The organism is Pseudomonas sp. PDM14 (genome assembly GCF_014851905.1).
GTDB lineage: Bacteria > Pseudomonadota > Gammaproteobacteria > Pseudomonadales > Pseudomonadaceae > Aquipseudomonas.
Genome location: NZ_JACVAQ010000001.1, coordinates 1,390,398 through 1,407,612, shown reverse-complemented (window position 1 = coordinate 1,407,612; position 17,215 = coordinate 1,390,398). Strand labels below are relative to the sequence as shown.

The window sequence follows — 17,215 nt, the reverse complement described above, 5'->3', positions numbered from 1 at the left end:
GGTCATTTCAGGGTTCGAACATGTCCACTCCGATTTCCACGAACACGCCGGCGCTGCCGGCCACGCGCAGCACGTTGCCGGCACGTGGCACCGAGCAGGCCGCGACCACCCAGCCCGCCGAACAGGAAGCGGCGGCGGGTGTGCAGGTGACATTCAGCGATGCCATGCGCGAGCGCATGGTGTCGATGCGCAAGGCCACCAGCGCCCTGCGCGCGCACAGCGAGCAGGCCAGCGAGGCGCGCAAGCAACAGGCGCGCGAGCGCATCGAGCAGATTCGCGAACGCATCAAGATGCTCAAGATGCTGGTCGCCTCCATGGGCGGCATGGCGCCCAAGAGCGTGCTGCGCGAGATTGAGCAACTGGCGCGTTCCCTCGGCCAGGCCGCATCGGTGCTCAAGGAAGGCTCGGGTTCCTCGAGCAGCTCGTCGGCCGGCAATGTCGGCAGCGTGACGATCGATGGCGCCGAGGGTGGCGACGCCGATGTCGATGCTGCAGCCCAGGCCGCAGGCGACGGTGGCAGTATGACCGTCGTCGCGCCTGTGGTGGTGGAAAGCGCCGAGCCTGCCGAAGAGACCGTAGCCGAAGGCCCCACGGAGGCCGAAGCCGCGCAGTTGAAGAGCGAGGCCGCTGGTGCCGAAGCCGAAGCGGCGGCCGAGTCGACCCAGGGCGAGGAAGACGCTGCCGGGCCGACCTCCACGCGCGAAAGCGACGACCGCCAGCAGCGCCGCGACGACGCCGAGCTGATCCGCAAGGCGGTCAACGAGCTCAAGGCGCTGCTGGCGCTGATGCGTGCGTCGGTGAGTGTCGATGACGAGGAGTCGCAGAAGACCGTGAAGCGCATCGAGGAGCAGATCGCCGTCAGCGAGAAGGCCGCGCAGTCGCTGAGCATGGGCAGTGTCTCCAGCGTCGATGGCAGCCTCGCCGCCGCCGTGGGCAGCATCTCCATCAGCGTCTGACGCCGGGCGGCCGGCCTACCCTTGTGCGTCGCGAGCAGGCAAGATGAAAGCGCTCGTACAGACAGGATGCCGCCCATGAGTTTCACCGCCGATTTCGTCCTCGCCACCACCGCCGAAGAGGCCGTCGACCGCCTCGCCGAGCTGCACCGTCAGGCCACCGGCGCACTGAGCCAGGCGCTCAAGCGTTACCTCAAGGACCGTGTGCAGCCCGCGCCCGCCGAGCGCGCGCTGTTCCGCTACCCCGAACTGCGCCTGACCTACCTGTGCCAGGGCGATGAAGTGCCGAGCACCACCCGTGCCTACGCCAAGGTGCAGGTGCCGGGCACCTACTGCGTGACCGTGACCCACCCGGACGCGTTTCGCGGCTACCTGCTGGACCAGCTGCGACCACTGATGAACGACTTCACCGTCACCGTCGAAGTCGGCATCAGCCAGCAGAACATTCCTTACCCCTACGTGGTCGAGCAGGGCGACGAACTGGCTGGCTCCGGCGTAACCGCTGCGGCGCTGGCGCGGGTCTTTCCCAGCACCGACCTGTCCGCCGCCAGCGATGGCACCGCCGACGGCCTGTACGACTGGGAGAACATCGACCCGCTGCCGCTGGCGCTGTTCGACGCCGCGCGGGTGGACTTCTCCCTGCGCCGCCTGGTGCACTACACCGGCAGCGACTGGCGCCATGTGCAGCCGTGGATCCTGCTGACCAACTACCACCGTTACGTCGACCAGTTCATCCGCCACGGCCTGGCGCGCCTGCGCGAAGACCCGCGCTTCGTGTGCATGGTGCTGCCGGGCAACGTGATCATCGAGCGCGACGTCAGCGAGGCCGACGCCCAGGCGGTGGCCGATGCCGTGGTCTGGCACCGCTACCAGATGCCGGCCTACCACCTGATCGCCGCCGATGGTCACGGCGTCACCCTGGTCAACATCGGTGTCGGCCCGTCCAACGCGAAGAACATCACCGACCACCTGGCCGTGCTGCGCCCGCACTGCTGGCTGATGATCGGCCACTGCGGCGGCTTGCGCCAATCGCAGACCATCGGCGACTACGTGCTGGCCCACGCCTACATGCGCCGCGACGGCATCCTCGACCGGGTGCTGCCGCCGAACATTCCCATTCCGGCCCTGGCCGAGGTGCAGCAGGCATTGCAGGAGGCGGCGGCGCAGATCACCGGCGAGCATGGCGAAGCGCTGAAGAAGCGCCTGCGTACCGGCACCGTGCTGACCTACGACGACCGCAACTGGGAGCTGCGCTGGGCCCAGGAGCGGCCGCTGATCAACCTCGCCCGCGCAGTGGCGGTGGACATGGAAAGCGGCACCATCGCAGCGCAAGGCTATCGCCTGCGGGTGCCCTACGGCACGCTGCTGTGCGTGTCGGACAAGCCGCTACACAGCGAGATCAAGCTGCCCGGCGCCGCCGGCGCGTTCTACGAGCGCGCGGTGACCCAGCACCTGCACATCGGCATCGCCGCGCTCGACCTGCTGCGCTGCCAGCTCAATGCGCTGCACTCGCGCAAGCTGCGCAGCTTCGACGAGCCGCCGTTCCGCTAGCGCGTCAGCCCAGTGCCAGGTGCAGGATCGGGAAGGGTCGGCCGCCGTCGTCCAGTGGCGAGCGGCGCTGCACCGTGAAGCCCTGGCTCAGGTAGAAACCGAGGGCTTTCGGGTTCTGTTCGTTGACGTCGACCTGGGTGGCGCCCAGGCGCTCGATGGCGTCGCGCAACAGGGCCTTGCCGATGCCCGTGCCGTGGGCGAGCGGGTCGACGAAGAGCATTTCCACCTTGCCCTCGGCAAAGCCGAGAAAGCCGACGACGCGACCGTCCGCGGCGCGGATGCCGCTCAGCTGCAGTTGCGGGAAGTACTGTTCGACCAGCAGCGGCTTGAGCAGCTGTATGTCGGCTTCTTCGAGGAAGTCATGGGTGGCGCGCACCGCGGCCTCCCAAACCTCGAGCATGCGCGGGAAGTCGGCGGAGGCGGGTGTTTCGATCGGGTTCGGCATGGCGTGAATCGTGTGGCAGAAATGAAGGGGCGGATCATGCCGCTGATCCGCCCCGTCTGTCACTTGCTGGCGTCGAGCACCACGCGGTAGCGAGCCTTGCCAGCGCGCAGGTGGTCGATGGCGGCGTTGACCTGGCTCATCGGGAAGTGCTCGACCTGCGGCACGATCTGATGCCGGGCGCAGAACTCCAGCATGCTGGCCATCGACGCCGGCGAGCCCACGGGGGAGCCGGACAGGCTCTTCTGTCGCGGGATCAGGGCGAACACGTGCACCGGGATGGCGCTGGGCACGATGCCGACGAAGTGCAGGCGACCCTTGCCGTTGAGGGTGCCGAGCAGGGCGTTCCAGTCCAGGTCGGCGCTGGCGGTGACCAGAAGGAAGTCCAGGGTGCCGGCAATCGCCTTCATCGCGTTGCTGTCGGTGGAGGCGACCACCTTGTGCGCGCCGAGCCGCTGCGCTTCTTCCTGCTTGCTCAGCGAGGAGGTGAATGCAGTGACTTCGCAGCCCCAGGCGTTGAGAAAGCGCAGGGCCAGGTGGCCGAGGCCGCCGATGCCGACCACGCCGACGCGGTCGGTTGGTTTAACGCCGAACTCCAGCAGCGGGCTGAACACCGTGGAGCCGGCGCAGAACAGCGGGCCGGCCAGGCTCGGATCGAGGCCTTCGGGCAGGGCGATGGCCCAGGCCCAGTGCGCGCGCACGCGGTTGGCGAAGCCGCCGTTGCTGCCGACGATGGTCGGTTTGACTTTGCCGCAGAGCTGGTGCGAACCCTCCATGCACGAGCTGCAGTGCATGCAGCTGCCCTTGTACCAGCCGATGCCCACGCGCTGGCCGAGTTGCAGGCCACGGACCTGATCACCGAGACGGACGATGGTGCCGACCACTTCATGGCCGGGGACGAACGGGTAGCGTGCGTTGCCCCATTCGTTGTCGATCATCGACTGGTCGGAGTGGCAGATGCCGCAGTACTCCACCGCCACTTCGACGTCTTCGGCGCCGAGCGGGCCGGGGGTGAATTCGTGGCGTTCCAGCGGGGCGCCGGCCGCCGTCGCGGCCCAGCCGGTGAAGGTGTCGAGTATGGACTCGGAAGTGCTCATGCAAGGGGCCTCGATTCGATGAAAATGACTGTGCAGCATAGTCGCACTGCGCGCGCGATGGGGGCTAGATAAGGCGCGCTGATGATCCGGGCGTGGCCTCGGTTACACTGCGCGCTTCGTCAGCCAGCCCGGATCGTTCATGTCGCGTGCGCCCCGCCCCCCGCAGTCCCGCTCTCGTCCCGCCCCGCGCCGCGTGGCCAAGGCGCCGCCGGCCGAGCCGCGGCTGATTGTGCTGAACAAGCCGTTCGACGTGCTCACCCAGTTCAATGACGAGCAGGGCCGCGCCACCCTCAAGGACTTCGTCGCGGTCACCGGCGTGTACCCGGCCGGGCGCCTGGACCGTGACAGCGAGGGCCTGTTGCTGCTGACCAACGACGGCCAGTTGCAGGCGCGTATCGCCGACCCCAGGCACAAGCTGGCGAAGACCTACTGGGTGCAGGTGGAAGGCGAGCCGACGGCGGAGCAGATCCAGCAGCTGCGCGACGGCGTGCAGCTCAACGACGGGCCGACGCTACCGGCTGGCGCACGTCTGCTGGACGAGCCGCAGCTCTGGGAGCGCGTGCCGCCGGTGCGTTTTCGCAAGAGCGTGCCGACTGCCTGGCTGGAACTGGTGATTCGCGAGGGGCGCAACCGTCAGGTACGGCGCATGACCGCGGCGGTCGGCTTGCCGACCCTGCGGCTGGTGCGGGTGAAGATCGGCCCCTGGAGCCTGGACGGGCTGCAGCCCGGAGAGTGGAAGGATCTGCCGCCAACGTTGTAGCGGCGAGAACCGGGCGTCAGCTGTGGATGCCGCGGGTCACTTCGATGATGTAGGTGATGATCGGCTTGGCGATGAAGGCGAACAGGCACAGGCCCAGGCCGAGAAACAGGATCGCGGTGCCCAGCTTGCCGGCCTTGGACTTCTTCGCCAGGTCCCAGATGATGAAGCACATGAACACGATCAGGCCGCCGACGAGGACGTACATCATCAGGGATTCGAACTGTTCGGTTTCCATCGCGACCTCGGGGTACGGCAGGGCAGGGTGAGCGGCCGGCGATTATACGCCGCCAGGCCGGGCCTGGCAGCTGCGACAGGCTGCCACTGTTCAGATGGTCAGGTGGTTGAGCGGCAGCTCGGTGCTGGCGATGATCTGCTGCAGCACGAAGCTGGAGCGCACGCTGGTCACTCCTTCGATGCGCGTCAGCTGGCCGAGCAATAGCTTCTGGTAGTGATCCATGTCCGGTACCACGACCTTGAGCTGGTAGTCCGCATCCATCCCCGTGACCAGGCTGCACTCCAGTACTTCCGGGCACTGGCGAATCACCGACTGGAAGTGCTCGAAGCGCTCCGGCGTGTGCCGGTCCATGCCGATCAGGACGAAGGCGGTCAGGCTCAGGCCGAGCTTCTTGCGGTCGAGCAGGGCCACCTGGCGGGCGATGTAGCCGTCGTCCTCAAGCTGTTTGACCCGCCGTGAGCAGGGTGATGGCGACAGCCCGATGCGCTCGGCCAGTTCCTGATTGGAGATACGCGCGTCGCGCTGCAATTCCGCCAGAATGCGCAGGTCGTAACGATCAAGCTTGTTCATTTTTCACCTAAGTTATCCGTTTATTGCGCTGATATCTTGTATCAGGGAAATAAATTGCGCAATTCGCTCTTCGCTCAGCAATCTTAGCAATCGCCTGCCGCCGCCCACTGGTTAAGCTTTGTTCCAGTTTCATGGCCCGGACGCAATGTCCATCCGCAACGCCCAATCAGGTGCTGCGGCGCCGGCGGTCCTACCGGATCGTGCAGGCCCCCGGGTCCGCACCGCCCAACCAGGCGGGCGAAGAAAGCGGCGACACAATCGCCAGTACAGGACACGTAGTCCCTGAGGGGGAGGCCATGGGCCTCCCCCTTTTTCTTTGCCTGCGGCACTATCGGCACATGAATATCAACGATGAACTACGCCGCCGTGCCGGCCTGCTGTTGTGGAGCTTCGCGCTGCTGGGCGCCTGCTGGCTGGCGCTGCGGGCCGGACAGCAACCGCCGGCACCCGCCAACCGTGAGGAGCGAGTGGAAGCCGCCTTCGTCGCGCTGGCGCAGTCCGCGCGCCGGGCGCCGCTGGTGCTGCTCGGCGATTCGATCACCGCCGGCCACAGCTGGAGCGCTGGCAACGACTGCACGGCGCCGCTGAACCTGGCCGTCTCCGGCGCCCAGAGCGGCGACCTGCTGCGTCATCTGCAACTGGCCTCGACGGCCGGCGCCGAGCGGGCGCTGCTGATGGTCGGCATCAACGACCTGCGTCACGGCGTGGCTTATGAGCGGCTGCTGGAGAACTACCGGAATGTGCTGATGAGCCTGCAGCAGGCAGGCGTGACGCCGGTGCTGCAGTCCACCCTGCGGGTCACGCCGCTGCACGAGAACCACCAGGCGATCAACCAGCAGGTCGCCCGGCTGAACGCCCAGTTGCAGGCGTGGGCCCGGGAACACGGCTGGCAGTATCTGGATGTGCAGGCCGCCCTCGATGCGCGCAGCTATCGAGTCGACGGCCTGCACCTCAGCGCCGATGGCTACCGTGCATGGGCGCAGCTGCTAACGCCGACCCTGCGCGAGCGGCTGTGTCCGGGGGTTGACCCGGAGCACCCGCAGCCGACGGCACACCCCACGACTGCCGTGCCGGTGCACGGCTGATCAAGGCCGGCGCCGATCAAGCAGATGCGCTACGACTACCTGGACGAGCCCATCCTGCAGAGGCCGACGGCGTTCGTGTTGCTGCCTGAAACGCCGTTGCTGACAGGCGCGGCGGGCTGCGTCGTGTTGCCGCAACCCATATGAACCGGACGCCGAGTGGTGCAGTCTTCAGCCTGGCCCTTTCGCCTTTCTGCCAAGGAGACATTTCGAATGATCCGCAAACTTGTGGTTGCTTCCGCGCTCAGCCTGGCCAGTCTGCCCCTCTTCGCCGCCGAGTGTGCGGTTGAAGTCCACTCCACCGACCAGATGACCTTCGAGACCAAATCGATCGACGTCAGCAAGAGCTGCAAGACCTTCACCGTCACGCTCAAGCACGTTGGCACCCTGGCCAAACAGGTCATGGGGCACAACCTGGTCGTCGCCAAGGCCGCCGACGTCAGCGCCGTGGCCACCGACGGCATGGCCGCCGGCCTGGACAAGGACTACGTGAAGGCGGATGACGCCCGCGTGCTGGCGCACACCAAGATCATCGGCGGCGGCGAAACGGCCACCACCACCATCGACGTGAGCAAGCTCGAAGCGGGCGTGCCGTATCAGTTCTTCTGCTCCTTCCCGGGGCACGTGGCGCTGATGAAAGGCGACCTGAAACTGGTCGACTGATCGGCGTGAAGGAAGCCCTGGCCCAGCCAGGGCTTCTGCTTTCAGCCCGGCAGGGCGACCGTTACCGGGTCGGCATGCACCAGCACTTCGGCACGCGGGTACTGCTCGCGAATCGCCTTCTCCACCGCCACGCACAGACCGTGAGCGAGCTTCAGCGGCAGTTCCTCGGGTAATTCCAGGTGCAACTGCACGAACCAGCGCGTACCGGAAATCCGCGTGCGCAGATCATGTACACCGAGGACACCGGGCACCGCACAGGCCAGCTCCTGCATGCGCGCGCTGACCTCCGGCGCCAGCTCCTCATCCATCAGCACCGCCACCGCCTCGCGGACGATGCGCAGCGCACTCCACAGGATGTAGGCGGCGATGCCCAGGCCGAACAGCGCGTCCAGGCGTTGCCAGCCATACGCGGCGAGCGCCAGGGCGAGGAGAATGCTGGCGTTGAGCAGCAGGTCGGAACGGTAGTGCAGCGAGTCGGCGCGGATTGCTGTCGAGCCGGTCACCCTCACCACGTGGCGCTGGAACAGCAGCAGGGCGCCGGTCATCAGCAAGGACAGCAACATCACCGTGATGCCCAGTGCCGGCGCGCCGAGCGGTTGCGGGTGTTGCAGGCGCTCGACCGCCTGCAGGGCGATGAGTACGGCGCTGGCGCCGATGAACAGTGCCTGGCCGAGCCCGGCCAGCGCTTCCGCCTTGCCGTGCCCGTAGCGGTGGTCGTCATCTGCGGGACGCAGGGCGTAGTGCACGGCGATCAGGTTGAGCAACGAGGCGGCGCTGTCGAGCAGCGAGTCGGTAAGGCCGGCGAGCAGGCTCACCGAGCCGCTCAGCCACCAGGCCAGCGCCTTGGCCAGGGTCAGCAGCAGCGCCGTGGCCAGTGCTGCGGCGCTGGCCAGGCGCATCAGTCGGGCATGATCGACGCGGGTTGTCATAGCGGCTCGGCTCGTGTGCCGAGTAGCGGCACCGACTGGCCCCTGGCAGTCAGCGCCGCGTTCATCAGGCCTGCGGGCGCAGACCGTATGCAGCCAGTTGCTCGACGCTACCGCTGTGCTGGATCAGGCGCGGGTCGTCCAGCGGCAGGTCCTGGCCGATTTCCTGGCTGATGATGGCCTTGAGCAGGGCATGGTCGATGCTGCCGTCCGGACGGATGGCGTCCTGGAGTTTTTCCGGGGCGACGCTGTACTGGTTGTCCGGCAGGTAGATGGCGCCGGTGGCGAAGTCGATGCCGAAGGCGATCAGGCCGGGGAGCACGTAGAAGAGGATGCCGATGGCATTGAGACCGGCGACGACCGGGTCGACCTTGCCTTCGATCTGGCCGCGACGGTCGGGGAAGAACAGCGTGCCGCAAGCGGTCAGCTGGGTCAGCAGGGTAACGGCGAGAACGCCGCCGATAACACGTGAGCTCGTGCGCATGAGCACCTCCTGGAAATGATGCAGCACTATACCAAGGCCTTTGTGGCAAAAGCAGGGTGGCCGGGTTGCGTGCCGACTGAATCTTCGACCCCGGCGTGTGCCGCGCAGTTCGACCGCCTGCCGCTCTATAATCGCTGCCCTGTCCGTGAAAAGCCGCCATGACACCATTACCTATCGACGCCGTTCTGCCAGCCCTGCGCGTCGCCCTGCGCGAGCGCCACGAAGCCGTGCTGGAAGCCCCGCCCGGTGCCGGCAAGACCACCCGTGTACCGCTGGCTCTGCTCGACGAGCCGTGGCTGGCCGGGCAGACCATTCTCATGCTCGAACCGCGGCGTCTGGCCGCGCGCGCGGCGGCCGAGCGCCTGGCCAGTGAGCTGGGCGAGGCGGTCGGGGACACGGTCGGTTACCGCATCCGCCTGGAGAGCAAGGTCGGCCCGCGTACACGCATCGAGGTGGTCACCGAGGGCATCCTCGCTCGCCGTTTGCAGGATGACCCGGCACTGGACGGCGTCGGCCTGGTGATCTTCGACGAGTTCCACGAGCGCAGCCTGGATGCCGATCTGGCCCTGGCGCTGACCCTCAACGGCCGTGAGCTGCTGCGCGACGAGCCGGCGCTGAAGGTGCTGCTGATGTCCGCGACCCTGGAGGGCGAGCGCCTGTCGACGCTGCTCGGCGATGCGCCGGTGGTGCGCAGCGAGGGGCGCATGCACCCGGTGGAGATTCGCTGGGGCAGCATCGCGCAGCCAGGCGAGCGCATTGAGCAGCGGGTGCTGCAGACCACCCTGCAGGCACTGGCCGACGAACCCGGCAGCCTGCTGATCTTTCTCCCCGGCCAGGCCGAGATCCGCCGCGTGGCCGAGCGCCTGGGCGAGGCCCTGGAAGGCCGGCGCGATGTGCTGCTGTGCCCGCTGCATGGCGAGCTCGACCTGAGTGCCCAGCGTGCGGCGATCGAGCCGGCGCCTGCCGGCCTGCGCAAGGTGGTGCTGGCGACCAACATCGCCGAGACCAGCCTGACCATCGACGGCGTGCGGGTGGTGATCGACGCCGGCCTGGCGCGGGTGCCGCGCTTCGACCCGGCCAGCGGCATGACCCGCCTGGATACCCAGCGCATCTCCCGCGCCAGCGCCACCCAGCGTGCCGGCCGGGCTGGGCGCCTGCAGCCAGGGGTGTGCTATCGGCTGTGGTCGGAGAGCCAGCACGAGCAGCTACCGGCCTACGCCACGGCGGAAACCCTCCAGGCCGATCTCGCCGGCCTGGCCCTGCAGCTGAACCGCTGGGGCGTGGCGCCCGCCGACCTGGCCTGGCTCGATGTACCGCCGGCAGCGGCCTTCGCCCAGGCTCAGGACCTGCTCGGTCGTCTCGGTGCGCTGGAGCGGCCGGGTGTGCTCAATGGCCACGGCCAGGCCATGGCCGAGCTGCCGGCGCATCCGCGCATCGCTCATCTGTTGCTGCGTGGCCAGGCGCTGGGCCTCACGGCCTTGGCCTGCGACCTGGCGGCGCTGCTCGGCGAGCGTGACATCCTGCGAGACCAGGGCGCCGACCTGCACAGCCGTATCGCCGCCCTGGCTGGTGAGGCCGGAGCCCGTGCCGCGCGCGGTGGCGTACAGCGTACCCGCCAGCTGGCCCGGCAGTTCCGCGGCCTGTTGCGTGACGGCGCGCGCCCGCGCGAGGCGGTCAGCGATGCCGCGCACCCGCGCTGGCTCGGCTGCCTGCTGGCGTTCGCCTACCCGGACCGGGTGGCGCGCCAGCGCCGCGCCGGTGGTGGCGACTACCGCCTGGCCAATGGTCGCGCTGCGCAATTCGGTGAGCCGGACGCGCTGATGAAACACGAGTGGCTGGTGATCGCCGACCTCGGCAGTCGCCAGGGCCAGCGCGAGGAACGCATCTACCTGGCGGCCGATCTCGACCCGCAGCTGTTCGACGAGCAACTGGCCGAGCAGGTCAGCGTGCGCGAAGAGCTGGAGTGGGACGAGCGTGAAGGCGTGCTGCGCGCCGAACGTCAGCGCAAGGTCGGCGAGCTGGTGCTCAGCCGCGAAGCGCTGACCACCCTGGACGAGGCGGCGCGTACGCGGGCGTTGCTCGGCCTGGTGCGACGCAAGGGCCTGGAGCTGTTGCCGTGGACGCCCGAGTTGCGCCAATGGCAGGCGCGCGTGGCGCTGCTGCGCCGCCTCGACCTGGCCGCCAAGGGCGACAGCACCTGGCCGGATGTCAGCGATGCGGCGCTACTCGCCAGCCTGGAAGACTGGCTGCAGCCATGGCTGGGCAAGGTCAACCGGCTCAGCCATTTCGCCAACCTCGATCTGCCTGGCATGCTCACCACGCTGTTGCCCTGGCCGCTGCCGCAGCAGCTCGACGAGCTGGCGCCGCGCACGCTGAGCGTGCCGTCCGGCTCGCGCATCGCCATCGATTACAGCGAGGAGCCGCCGGTGCTGGCGGTGCGCCTGCAGGAGCTGTTCGGCCTGGCCGCTACGCCGACGCTGGCCGGCGGGCGGCAGAGCGTCAAGCTGCACCTGCTGTCGCCGGCGCGGCGACCGGTGCAGGTGACCCAGGACCTGGCGAGCTTCTGGGCCAACACCTACGCCGAGGTGAAGAAGGACCTCAAGGGCCGCTACCCGAAACACTACTGGCCCGATGACCCGCTGATCGCCGAGCCGACCGCGCGCGCCAAGCCGCGGCGTTGATCAGTCCAGGCTGAGGTCCAGGCTGCTGGCGTCGAGTTCTTCGTAGGCGCGGTCCAGGGCTTCGAGCAGCGCGGCGCTGCCTTCGGCATGCCGCGAGACGATGAAGCGCGACTGCAGGCGTTGCAGCACGGTGTGCGGCAGCGGGCTGATGCCCAGGCGCTTGCGCGTGGCTTCGGTGGGCGTCTGGTAGTCGAGGAGGAAATCGCCGCGCTTGCGCAGGAGCATCTCCAGCGCGGCGGCGTGGCTGCCGGTGCGGTGCAGCTTGAGGCCGAGCGCCTTGTTCTCGAGCATGTCGTTGATCGGCTTCCAGTAGCTGTAGCCGTTGATCAGGATGATCCCGCGTCCGGCCAGGCCGTCGGGAATGTCCGGTGGCGGGGTATCGCTGCGGTAATACAGGGCCAGGTTGAACTCGCCGAACGAGTTGCGGCTTTCCAGGGTATGCCCGCGCAGTTCGGCCTTGCCGCCCGCACCGGGCCACAGTTGCACGCTGCCATCCTGAAGGCCGGCGTACAGGCGCGCGCCGGGCAGTGAACGGTATTTGCCGCGATAGCCGGCATGGCGCAGCAGGCGCTCGGTCAGGACCAGCACCGAGCCGCGTGGCTGGCCGTCGATGTCGGTCCAGGAGTAGGGCGGGAATTCGTAGTAGCCGACGTTGACCGGCTGCAAGGCGTCGTCTGCCTGCGCGCTGGTGCAGGCGCAGCACAGTAGAGCCAGAAGGGCAGTGAGGATGGATCTCGACATGGTCTGCTACGCGGCTCTTGGCCGTCTTTTTGTAATGTCAGTGGCGCGTGCTGGTGAGAATGGAACCGCGGGCAGGCTTTGTCCAGCGTTCAATCCAGGGGCAGCAACAGGCGCGCGGCGAGGGGCAGGTGATCGGAGATGCTCAGCGTGTCATTGCTGCGCACGCGGGCATCCAGGCGGCTCAGGCGCGGGCTGTGCAGCAGGTAGTCGACGGTGCGTCCGCTGCCGGCCAACTGCGGGTCGTTGGGGAACTGGGTCAGCCAGGTGGCCTGGCCGGCTTCCTCGGCCGTGGGGATGCTCGGGTAGCGCGCGAGCAGTGGTGCCAACTCGCTCGGCTCGCGGAAGCTGGCACGCTGCGCCTCGCTCAGGCGTGGGTACTGGCCGGACGGCAGCAGGTTAAGATCACCACCGAGAAGCCAGGGTGTGCGCTGGTTTTCCAGTTGGTCGAGCAGGCTGGTGGTCACCGCCAACTGGCGGGTGGCATCGTCGCCCTCGGCCTTGGGCTCGGCCAGTTGGGTGTTGATCACCGCCAGTTCCTTGCCATTGCGCAGCGGCAGGTAGCTGACCAGCAACGCGTGCTTGGCGCGGAATGGTTTGGTCAGGATGTCGGCACGTGGCTGGGGCAATTGCAGGCGCTCGGCGCGGGCGATGCGGAAGCGGCTGAGAGTGCCGAGCTTCATGCCGACGCTGCCCATGATCTTCGGGTGTGGCACGAACGCAGCCTGCCAGTAGAACGCCTCACTGCTGCACGGGTAGACGTCGCTGAGGCGTTCCTGCAGCAGTTGCAGCTGGTTCTGATAGTCGCTGGCGCGGGCACCGTCGTGGAGTTCCTGGAGCAGGACGATGTCCGGCTGCTCGTCGCGCAACACGCGCGCCACTTCATCGAGGTTGTAGGCCAGGTCGGCGGCGGTGGGGCGCAGGTCGCGGCCGCTGCCGTCGGCGAGGTCGTACCAGAACACGTAGCGTTTGCCGGCCAGGTACTGCACGTTCCAGGTCATCACCTTGATTGCCTGGCCCGGCTGCAGCAACGGCGCGTCGGCCTTGCACATCAGCGGCGCGGCCTCGCGCGAGGCGGGGTGCCAGGTGAGGCTGTAGATCACGCCCGAGAGGACGATCAGCACGCTCAGCAAACCGAGCAGAAGGGTACGCAAGGGACGGGGCAGGGTCATCGGCCTGGCTGGAGGTCTGGGCTGGAGGGCACGAGCATACCGGAGATGTGCGCCCGCGGCATGCCCGGGCGCACGACGGCTCAGTGGTCGTGTGGCGGGTGGGGCAGGTTGCTGTCCCAATAGGCGGCTTCGATCTTGTGCCCGTCGAGGTCACGCACGAAGCAGCCATAGTACGGCGCGCCATAGTCCGGACGCGGGCCGGGAGCGCCATCGCTGCTGCCACCGGCGGCCAGGGCAGCGGCGTGGAAGGCTTCGACCGCTGCCTGGTCGGGGGCGACGAAGCCGAAGTGGCTGCCGTTGCCGATGCTTGCCGGTTGGCCGTCGATGGGCTTCTGCACCCAGAACTCCGGGTACTCGCGACCCCAGGCGACCGCGCCGGGGTGCTCCATGATGCGCTGGCAGCCGAGGGTCGGCAGCACGCGGTCATAGAAGGCCACGGCCTCGTCGAAGCGGTTGCTGCCGATGGACACGTGGGAAAGGATGCTCGGGTTCTGTTCCGACATGCATGTGTTCCTTGGTCAAGGGTGGAGGTCAGCTGGCTTCGCCGCTTTCGGTGATCGGTGGGCTGCACAGCATGAAGCAGCGAAACAGTACGACGGTGGAGAACAACTGGAGGAAACCGTTGAGGCAGTCGAGCAGCAGGCTGCCGACCGCATCGCTCTGCTGGCCGAGCAGGCGCAGGGTCCAGTCGTCGAACAGCCACAGCGGCACGATCACCAGCAGCACGCAGGCGAGCAGCGACCAGAAGTGGCCGACGGTGAGCAGGAAGCTGTCGCGCATCGCCTGCAGCGGCGTCAGCCCGCGCAGCACCAGCAGGTATTCGGCGAAGGCCAGCTTGACCATCACCCACAGCGCCGGCAGCACGAACACACTGGCGGCGAGCATGATCAGCAGCGTGCTGATCCCGGCCAGCACGGCAAACGCCGGCCACAGCGGCACGGCGGCGGCCAGCAGGTTGCGCGTCGACGGGCGCCGGCCCTGGCTGCGCGCATCGAGCAGCAGGATCAGCGCGGCACTGTACAGCGGGTAGAACAGCAGGCTCACCAGCAGGCCATAGGCTGGCGCGTGCTCAGGGCTGATCTGGCTGATCAGCACGGCGCGCACGATGCATTCGAGGGCGACCAGGGGCAGGCACAGCGGTGCGATGCGGCCCAGGTTGCGGGTGAAGAAGAACAGCGCGTCTCGCAGGATATTGAGCGGATTCATCGGCAGGCATCGAAGGCAGTTCAGTCCTGCAACTTTAGCCGATGGCCGGAACATGCGGTAACCCGCGCGGGGCTGACGCATAATGGCCGCCGCATTCACCCACAGGCCGTCCCGTGAAGAAAATCGCTCTGTTCGCCGATGTGCAGAACCTCTATTACACCGTCCGCCAGGGCCACGGCTGCCACTTCAACTACACCGCGCTGTGGGCCGAGGTGAGCGGCGCCGGGCAGATCGTCGAGGCCTACGCCTATGCCATCGACCGCGGTGACGCCAAGCAGCGGCAGTTCCAGCAGATCCTGCGCAACCTCGGCTTCGAGGTGAAGCTCAAGCCGTTCATCCAGCGCAGCGACGGTTCGGCAAAGGGCGACTGGGATGTCGGCATCACCATTGACGTGCTCGACTGCATCGGGCGGGTGGACGAAGTGGTGCTGGCTTCCGGCGACGGCGACTTCGACCTGCTGCTCGACAAGCTGCGCAGCCGCGGTGTGGGCAGCAGCGTGTACGGCGTCGACGGGCTCACCGCGCAATCACTGATCCGTGCCGCCGATCGTTATGTGCCGATCGACGGCGCCCTGCTCCTGAAAAACTGAGGAAGCTGCATGCACGACCGCATTGCCGTCATCGACTTCGAAACCACCGGCATGTCGCCGGCGCAGAATGCCCGGCCGACCGAGATCGGCGTGGCGATCATCGAAGGCGGTGAAATCGTCGAGCGTTACCAGAGCCTGATGAACGCCGGCGCCTGGGTGCCGCCCTTCATCGAACAGCTGACCGGCATCAGCAACGCCATGGTGCGCAGTGCTCCACCGGTGGCGCAGGTGATGGGCGAGGTGGCCGATTTCGTCGGCAGCACGCCACTGCTGGCGCACAACGCCGCCTTCGACGCCAAGTTCTGGGACGCCGAACTCGGCCTGCTGCGCCGTCGCCGGCAACAGGAGTTCGCCTGTTCGCTGCTGCTCTCGCGGCGCCTGCTGCCGGAGGCGCCGAGCCACAAGCTGGGCAACCTCAACCACTGGGCCGGCCTGCCCAGCACCGGCCAGGCGCACCGTGCACTGGCCGATGCGGAGATGGCGGCCAACCTGACCCTGCTGCTGGCCCGCCGCCTGCGCGAGCGCCACGGCGTGCGCGAGGTCAACCACGCCTACCTGTGCGGGCTGCAGAAGCTCTCGGCGGCCAAGGTGCGCGCCTTGCTCAAGGCCTGATGGGCGTTGCGGCGGTGTAGCGGGTAAACTGCGTGCCTGTTCCTCCTTTCGGTTCACCTGCCATGACGTTCGCCTCCCTCGGCCTGATCGACCCCCTGCTGCGCGCCCTCGACGGCCTCGACTACCGCACGCCGACGCCGGTGCAGGCGCAGGCGATTCCTGCCGTGCTCAAGGGCCGCGACGTGCTCGCGGCAGCGCAGACCGGTACCGGCAAGACCGCCGGCTTCGCCCTGCCGCTGCTGCAGAAGCTGACGATGGAAGGCAGCCAGGTGGCAAGCAATTCGGTGCGCGCGCTGGTGCTGGTGCCAACCCGCGAGCTGGCCGAGCAGCTGCAGCAGAGCATCCAGCAGTACGGTCAGCACCTGCCGCTGCGCAGCTATGCGGTATACGGCGGGGTCAGCATCAACCCGCAGATGATGAAGCTGCGCAAGGGCATCGACCTGCTGGTCGCGACCCCTGGCCGGCTGCTCGACCTGTACCGGCAGAATGCGGTGAAGTTCGACCAGCTGCAGGCGCTGGTGCTGGACGAGGCCGACCGCATGCTCGACCTGGGCTTCTCCCGCGAACTCGACGAGCTGTTCACCGCGCTGCCGCGCCGCCGCCAGACCCTGCTGTTCTCCGCGACCTTCTCCGACGCGATCCGGCAGATGGCCAAGGAGCTGCTGCGCGACCCGTTGAACATCGAGGTCAGCCCGCGCAACGCCGCCGCCACCAGCGTCAAGCAGTGGCTGATCCCGGTGGACAAGAAGCGCAAGAGCGAGCTGTTCCTGCACCTTTACCGCAACAAGCGCTGGGACCAGGTGCTGGTATTCGTGAAGACGCGCAAGGGCGTCGACGAGCTGGAGCAGGCCCTGCTGGCCGCCGGCATCGCCGCCGACTCGATCCATGGCGACAAGCCGCAGCCTTCGCGCCTGCGTGCGCTGCAGCGCTTCAAGGCCGGTGAAGTGCGGGTGCTGGCGGCCACCGATGTGGCGGCGCGCGGCCTGGATATCGACGACCTGCCGCTGGTGGTCAACTTCGACCTGCCCATCGTCGCCGAGGACTACGTGCACCGCATCGGCCGCACCGGGCGTGCCGGCGCCACCGGGCAGGCGGTGTCGCTGGTTTGCGCCGACGAGGTGCAACTGCTCTCCGCCATCGAGGTGCTGATCCGCCAGAGCCTGGCGCGCTATGAGGAATCGGATTTCATTCCCGATCACCGCGTGCCGCAGACCGATGCGACCGGCCAGGTGCTGAAGAAACCGAAGAAGCCGAAGAAACCCAAGGTGGTCGGCGGCAAGGGCGGTCTGGGTAAGTGGATGGAGGCCGACGAACCGTCTGCCCCGCCAGTGAAGGCCGTGCGCAAGGTCCCGAGTTTTGGCGGCAAGCCGAAGAAGAAGCCCTGATCGACAGCGGGGCCAGGTGGCAACGTAGGGTGCGCCATGCACACCGTTGAGTTCGCGGATGCTTGTGG

The 17,215-nt window shown here is 67.7% G+C and carries 19 protein-coding genes; 9 read left to right on the top strand and 10 right to left on the bottom strand.

Features of this window, described 5'->3' with window-relative positions:
- The first annotated feature begins 20 nt into the window (after window positions 1-20).
- Both IB229_RS06705 and amn read left to right on the top strand, forming a co-directional pair.
- Window positions 21-956 carry a hypothetical protein gene (locus IB229_RS06705; RefSeq protein WP_192326193.1) on the top strand — a complete coding sequence of 312 codons (936 nt, stop codon included), beginning with the start codon at window positions 21-23 and terminating at the stop codon, window positions 954-956.
- 66 nt (window positions 957-1,022) lie between these two features.
- Window positions 1,023-2,504 (top strand): AMP nucleosidase, encoded by a 1,482-nt coding sequence (amn, locus tag IB229_RS06700; protein WP_192326191.1) that lies wholly within the window; start codon window positions 1,023-1,025, stop codon window positions 2,502-2,504.
- Between the two features lie 4 nt (window positions 2,505-2,508).
- Here amn and IB229_RS06695 read toward each other — a convergent pair whose 3' ends face one another.
- Entirely contained in the window at window positions 2,509-2,949 is a 441-nt protein-coding gene (locus IB229_RS06695; RefSeq protein WP_192326189.1) for a GNAT family N-acetyltransferase, read from the bottom strand.
- 59 nt (window positions 2,950-3,008) lie between these two features.
- Complete coding sequence (gene ahr / locus IB229_RS06690) at window positions 3,009-4,043, bottom strand: NADPH-dependent aldehyde reductase Ahr (RefSeq protein ID WP_192326187.1); 1,035 nt, start codon at window positions 4,041-4,043, stop codon at window positions 3,009-3,011.
- A gap of 193 nt (window positions 4,044-4,236) precedes the next feature.
- Between ahr and IB229_RS06685 the strand changes: the two genes are divergently transcribed.
- Window positions 4,237-4,803 (top strand): pseudouridine synthase, encoded by a 567-nt coding sequence (locus IB229_RS06685; RefSeq protein ID WP_192329296.1) that lies wholly within the window; start codon window positions 4,237-4,239, stop codon window positions 4,801-4,803.
- A 16-nt stretch (window positions 4,804-4,819) separates the two neighbouring features.
- On the opposite strand, the gene IB229_RS06680 is transcribed toward IB229_RS06685, so the two are convergent.
- Both IB229_RS06680 and IB229_RS06675 read right to left on the bottom strand, forming a co-directional pair.
- Window positions 4,820-5,038 (bottom strand): DUF2788 domain-containing protein, encoded by a 219-nt coding sequence (locus IB229_RS06680; protein ID WP_192326186.1) that lies wholly within the window; start codon window positions 5,036-5,038, stop codon window positions 4,820-4,822.
- A gap of 90 nt (window positions 5,039-5,128) precedes the next feature.
- Entirely contained in the window at window positions 5,129-5,608 is a 480-nt protein-coding gene (locus tag IB229_RS06675; protein WP_192326184.1) for an Lrp/AsnC family transcriptional regulator, read from the bottom strand.
- Between the two features lie 338 nt (window positions 5,609-5,946).
- Here IB229_RS06675 and IB229_RS06670 point away from each other — a divergent pair, with 338 nt between their 5' ends.
- On the top strand, window positions 5,947-6,693 hold the full coding sequence (locus IB229_RS06670) for a GDSL-type esterase/lipase family protein (protein WP_192326180.1): 747 nt from the start codon (window positions 5,947-5,949) through the stop codon (window positions 6,691-6,693).
- A gap of 210 nt (window positions 6,694-6,903) precedes the next feature.
- Entirely contained in the window at window positions 6,904-7,353 is a 450-nt protein-coding gene (azu, locus tag IB229_RS06665) for an azurin (RefSeq protein ID WP_192326178.1), read from the top strand.
- Window positions 7,354-7,394: 41 nt separating this feature from the next.
- Here azu and IB229_RS06660 read toward each other — a convergent pair whose 3' ends face one another.
- Together IB229_RS06660 and IB229_RS06655 are read right to left on the bottom strand one after the other, a co-directional pair.
- Entirely contained in the window at window positions 7,395-8,282 is an 888-nt protein-coding gene (locus IB229_RS06660) for a cation diffusion facilitator family transporter (protein ID WP_192326176.1), read from the bottom strand.
- Window positions 8,283-8,346: 64 nt separating this feature from the next.
- Window positions 8,347-8,763, bottom strand: coding sequence for a polyribonucleotide nucleotidyltransferase (locus IB229_RS06655; protein ID WP_192326174.1), 417 nt, complete (start codon window positions 8,761-8,763; stop codon window positions 8,347-8,349).
- Between the two features lie 158 nt (window positions 8,764-8,921).
- On the opposite strand from IB229_RS06655, the gene hrpB reads away from it, so the two are divergent.
- A complete protein-coding gene (gene hrpB / locus IB229_RS06650; protein WP_192326172.1) occupies window positions 8,922-11,444 on the top strand; it encodes an ATP-dependent helicase HrpB in 2,523 nt (840 codons plus the stop codon).
- Here hrpB and IB229_RS06645 read toward each other — a convergent pair whose 3' ends face one another.
- The 4 genes from IB229_RS06645 to IB229_RS06630 form a co-directional block, all read right to left on the bottom strand.
- A complete protein-coding gene (locus IB229_RS06645; protein WP_192326170.1) occupies window positions 11,445-12,185 on the bottom strand; it encodes a transporter substrate-binding domain-containing protein in 741 nt (246 codons plus the stop codon). It abuts the gene before it with no gap.
- Window positions 12,186-12,274: 89 nt separating this feature from the next.
- Entirely contained in the window at window positions 12,275-13,354 is a 1,080-nt protein-coding gene (locus IB229_RS06640) for an endonuclease/exonuclease/phosphatase family protein (RefSeq protein ID WP_192326168.1), read from the bottom strand.
- Window positions 13,355-13,434: 80 nt separating this feature from the next.
- Window positions 13,435-13,857, bottom strand: coding sequence for a VOC family protein (locus IB229_RS06635; RefSeq protein ID WP_192326167.1), 423 nt, complete (start codon window positions 13,855-13,857; stop codon window positions 13,435-13,437).
- Between the two features lie 28 nt (window positions 13,858-13,885).
- Window positions 13,886-14,560 (bottom strand): hypothetical protein, encoded by a 675-nt coding sequence (locus tag IB229_RS06630; protein WP_192326165.1) that lies wholly within the window; start codon window positions 14,558-14,560, stop codon window positions 13,886-13,888.
- 113 nt (window positions 14,561-14,673) lie between these two features.
- Here IB229_RS06630 and IB229_RS06625 point away from each other — a divergent pair, with 113 nt between their 5' ends.
- The 3 genes from IB229_RS06625 (at window position 14,674) to IB229_RS06615 (ending at window position 17,147) form a co-directional block, all read left to right on the top strand.
- Window positions 14,674-15,150 (top strand): NYN domain-containing protein, encoded by a 477-nt coding sequence (locus IB229_RS06625; protein ID WP_192326162.1) that lies wholly within the window; start codon window positions 14,674-14,676, stop codon window positions 15,148-15,150.
- 9 nt (window positions 15,151-15,159) lie between these two features.
- On the top strand, window positions 15,160-15,762 hold the full coding sequence (locus IB229_RS06620) for a PolC-type DNA polymerase III (RefSeq protein WP_192326161.1): 603 nt from the start codon (window positions 15,160-15,162) through the stop codon (window positions 15,760-15,762).
- A gap of 62 nt (window positions 15,763-15,824) precedes the next feature.
- Window positions 15,825-17,147, top strand: a complete 1,323-nt coding sequence (locus IB229_RS06615; RefSeq protein ID WP_192326159.1) for a DEAD/DEAH box helicase — start codon at window positions 15,825-15,827, stop codon at window positions 17,145-17,147.
- Window positions 17,148-17,215: the final 68 nt, after the last annotated feature.

What these genes read in the sequence shown, in the direction of transcription:
- IB229_RS06705 (WP_192326193.1), top strand. Translation starts at nt 21, where the DNA reads ATGTCCACTCCGATTTCCACGAACACGCCGGCGCTGCCGGCCACGCGC.
- amn (WP_192326191.1), top strand. Translation starts at nt 1,023, where the DNA reads ATGCCGCCCATGAGTTTCACCGCCGATTTCGTCCTCGCCACCACCGCC.
- IB229_RS06695 (WP_192326189.1), bottom strand. Translation starts at nt 2,949, where the DNA reads ATGCCGAACCCGATCGAAACACCCGCCTCCGCCGACTTCCCGCGCATG.
- ahr (WP_192326187.1), bottom strand. Translation starts at nt 4,043, where the DNA reads ATGAGCACTTCCGAGTCCATACTCGACACCTTCACCGGCTGGGCCGCG.
- IB229_RS06680 (WP_192326186.1), bottom strand. Translation starts at nt 5,038, where the DNA reads ATGGAAACCGAACAGTTCGAATCCCTGATGATGTACGTCCTCGTCGGC.
- IB229_RS06675 (WP_192326184.1), bottom strand. Translation starts at nt 5,608, where the DNA reads ATGAACAAGCTTGATCGTTACGACCTGCGCATTCTGGCGGAATTGCAG.
- IB229_RS06670 (WP_192326180.1), top strand. Translation starts at nt 5,947, where the DNA reads ATGAATATCAACGATGAACTACGCCGCCGTGCCGGCCTGCTGTTGTGG.
- azu (WP_192326178.1), top strand. Translation starts at nt 6,904, where the DNA reads ATGATCCGCAAACTTGTGGTTGCTTCCGCGCTCAGCCTGGCCAGTCTG.
- IB229_RS06660 (WP_192326176.1), bottom strand. Translation starts at nt 8,282, where the DNA reads ATGACAACCCGCGTCGATCATGCCCGACTGATGCGCCTGGCCAGCGCC.
- IB229_RS06655 (WP_192326174.1), bottom strand. Translation starts at nt 8,763, where the DNA reads ATGCGCACGAGCTCACGTGTTATCGGCGGCGTTCTCGCCGTTACCCTG.
- hrpB (WP_192326172.1), top strand. Translation starts at nt 8,922, where the DNA reads ATGACACCATTACCTATCGACGCCGTTCTGCCAGCCCTGCGCGTCGCC.
- IB229_RS06645 (WP_192326170.1), bottom strand. Translation starts at nt 12,185, where the DNA reads ATGTCGAGATCCATCCTCACTGCCCTTCTGGCTCTACTGTGCTGCGCC.
- IB229_RS06640 (WP_192326168.1), bottom strand. Translation starts at nt 13,354, where the DNA reads ATGACCCTGCCCCGTCCCTTGCGTACCCTTCTGCTCGGTTTGCTGAGC.
- IB229_RS06635 (WP_192326167.1), bottom strand. Translation starts at nt 13,857, where the DNA reads ATGTCGGAACAGAACCCGAGCATCCTTTCCCACGTGTCCATCGGCAGC.
- IB229_RS06630 (WP_192326165.1), bottom strand. Translation starts at nt 14,560, where the DNA reads ATGAATCCGCTCAATATCCTGCGAGACGCGCTGTTCTTCTTCACCCGC.
- IB229_RS06620 (WP_192326161.1), top strand. Translation starts at nt 15,160, where the DNA reads ATGCACGACCGCATTGCCGTCATCGACTTCGAAACCACCGGCATGTCG.
- IB229_RS06615 (WP_192326159.1), top strand. Translation starts at nt 15,825, where the DNA reads ATGACGTTCGCCTCCCTCGGCCTGATCGACCCCCTGCTGCGCGCCCTC.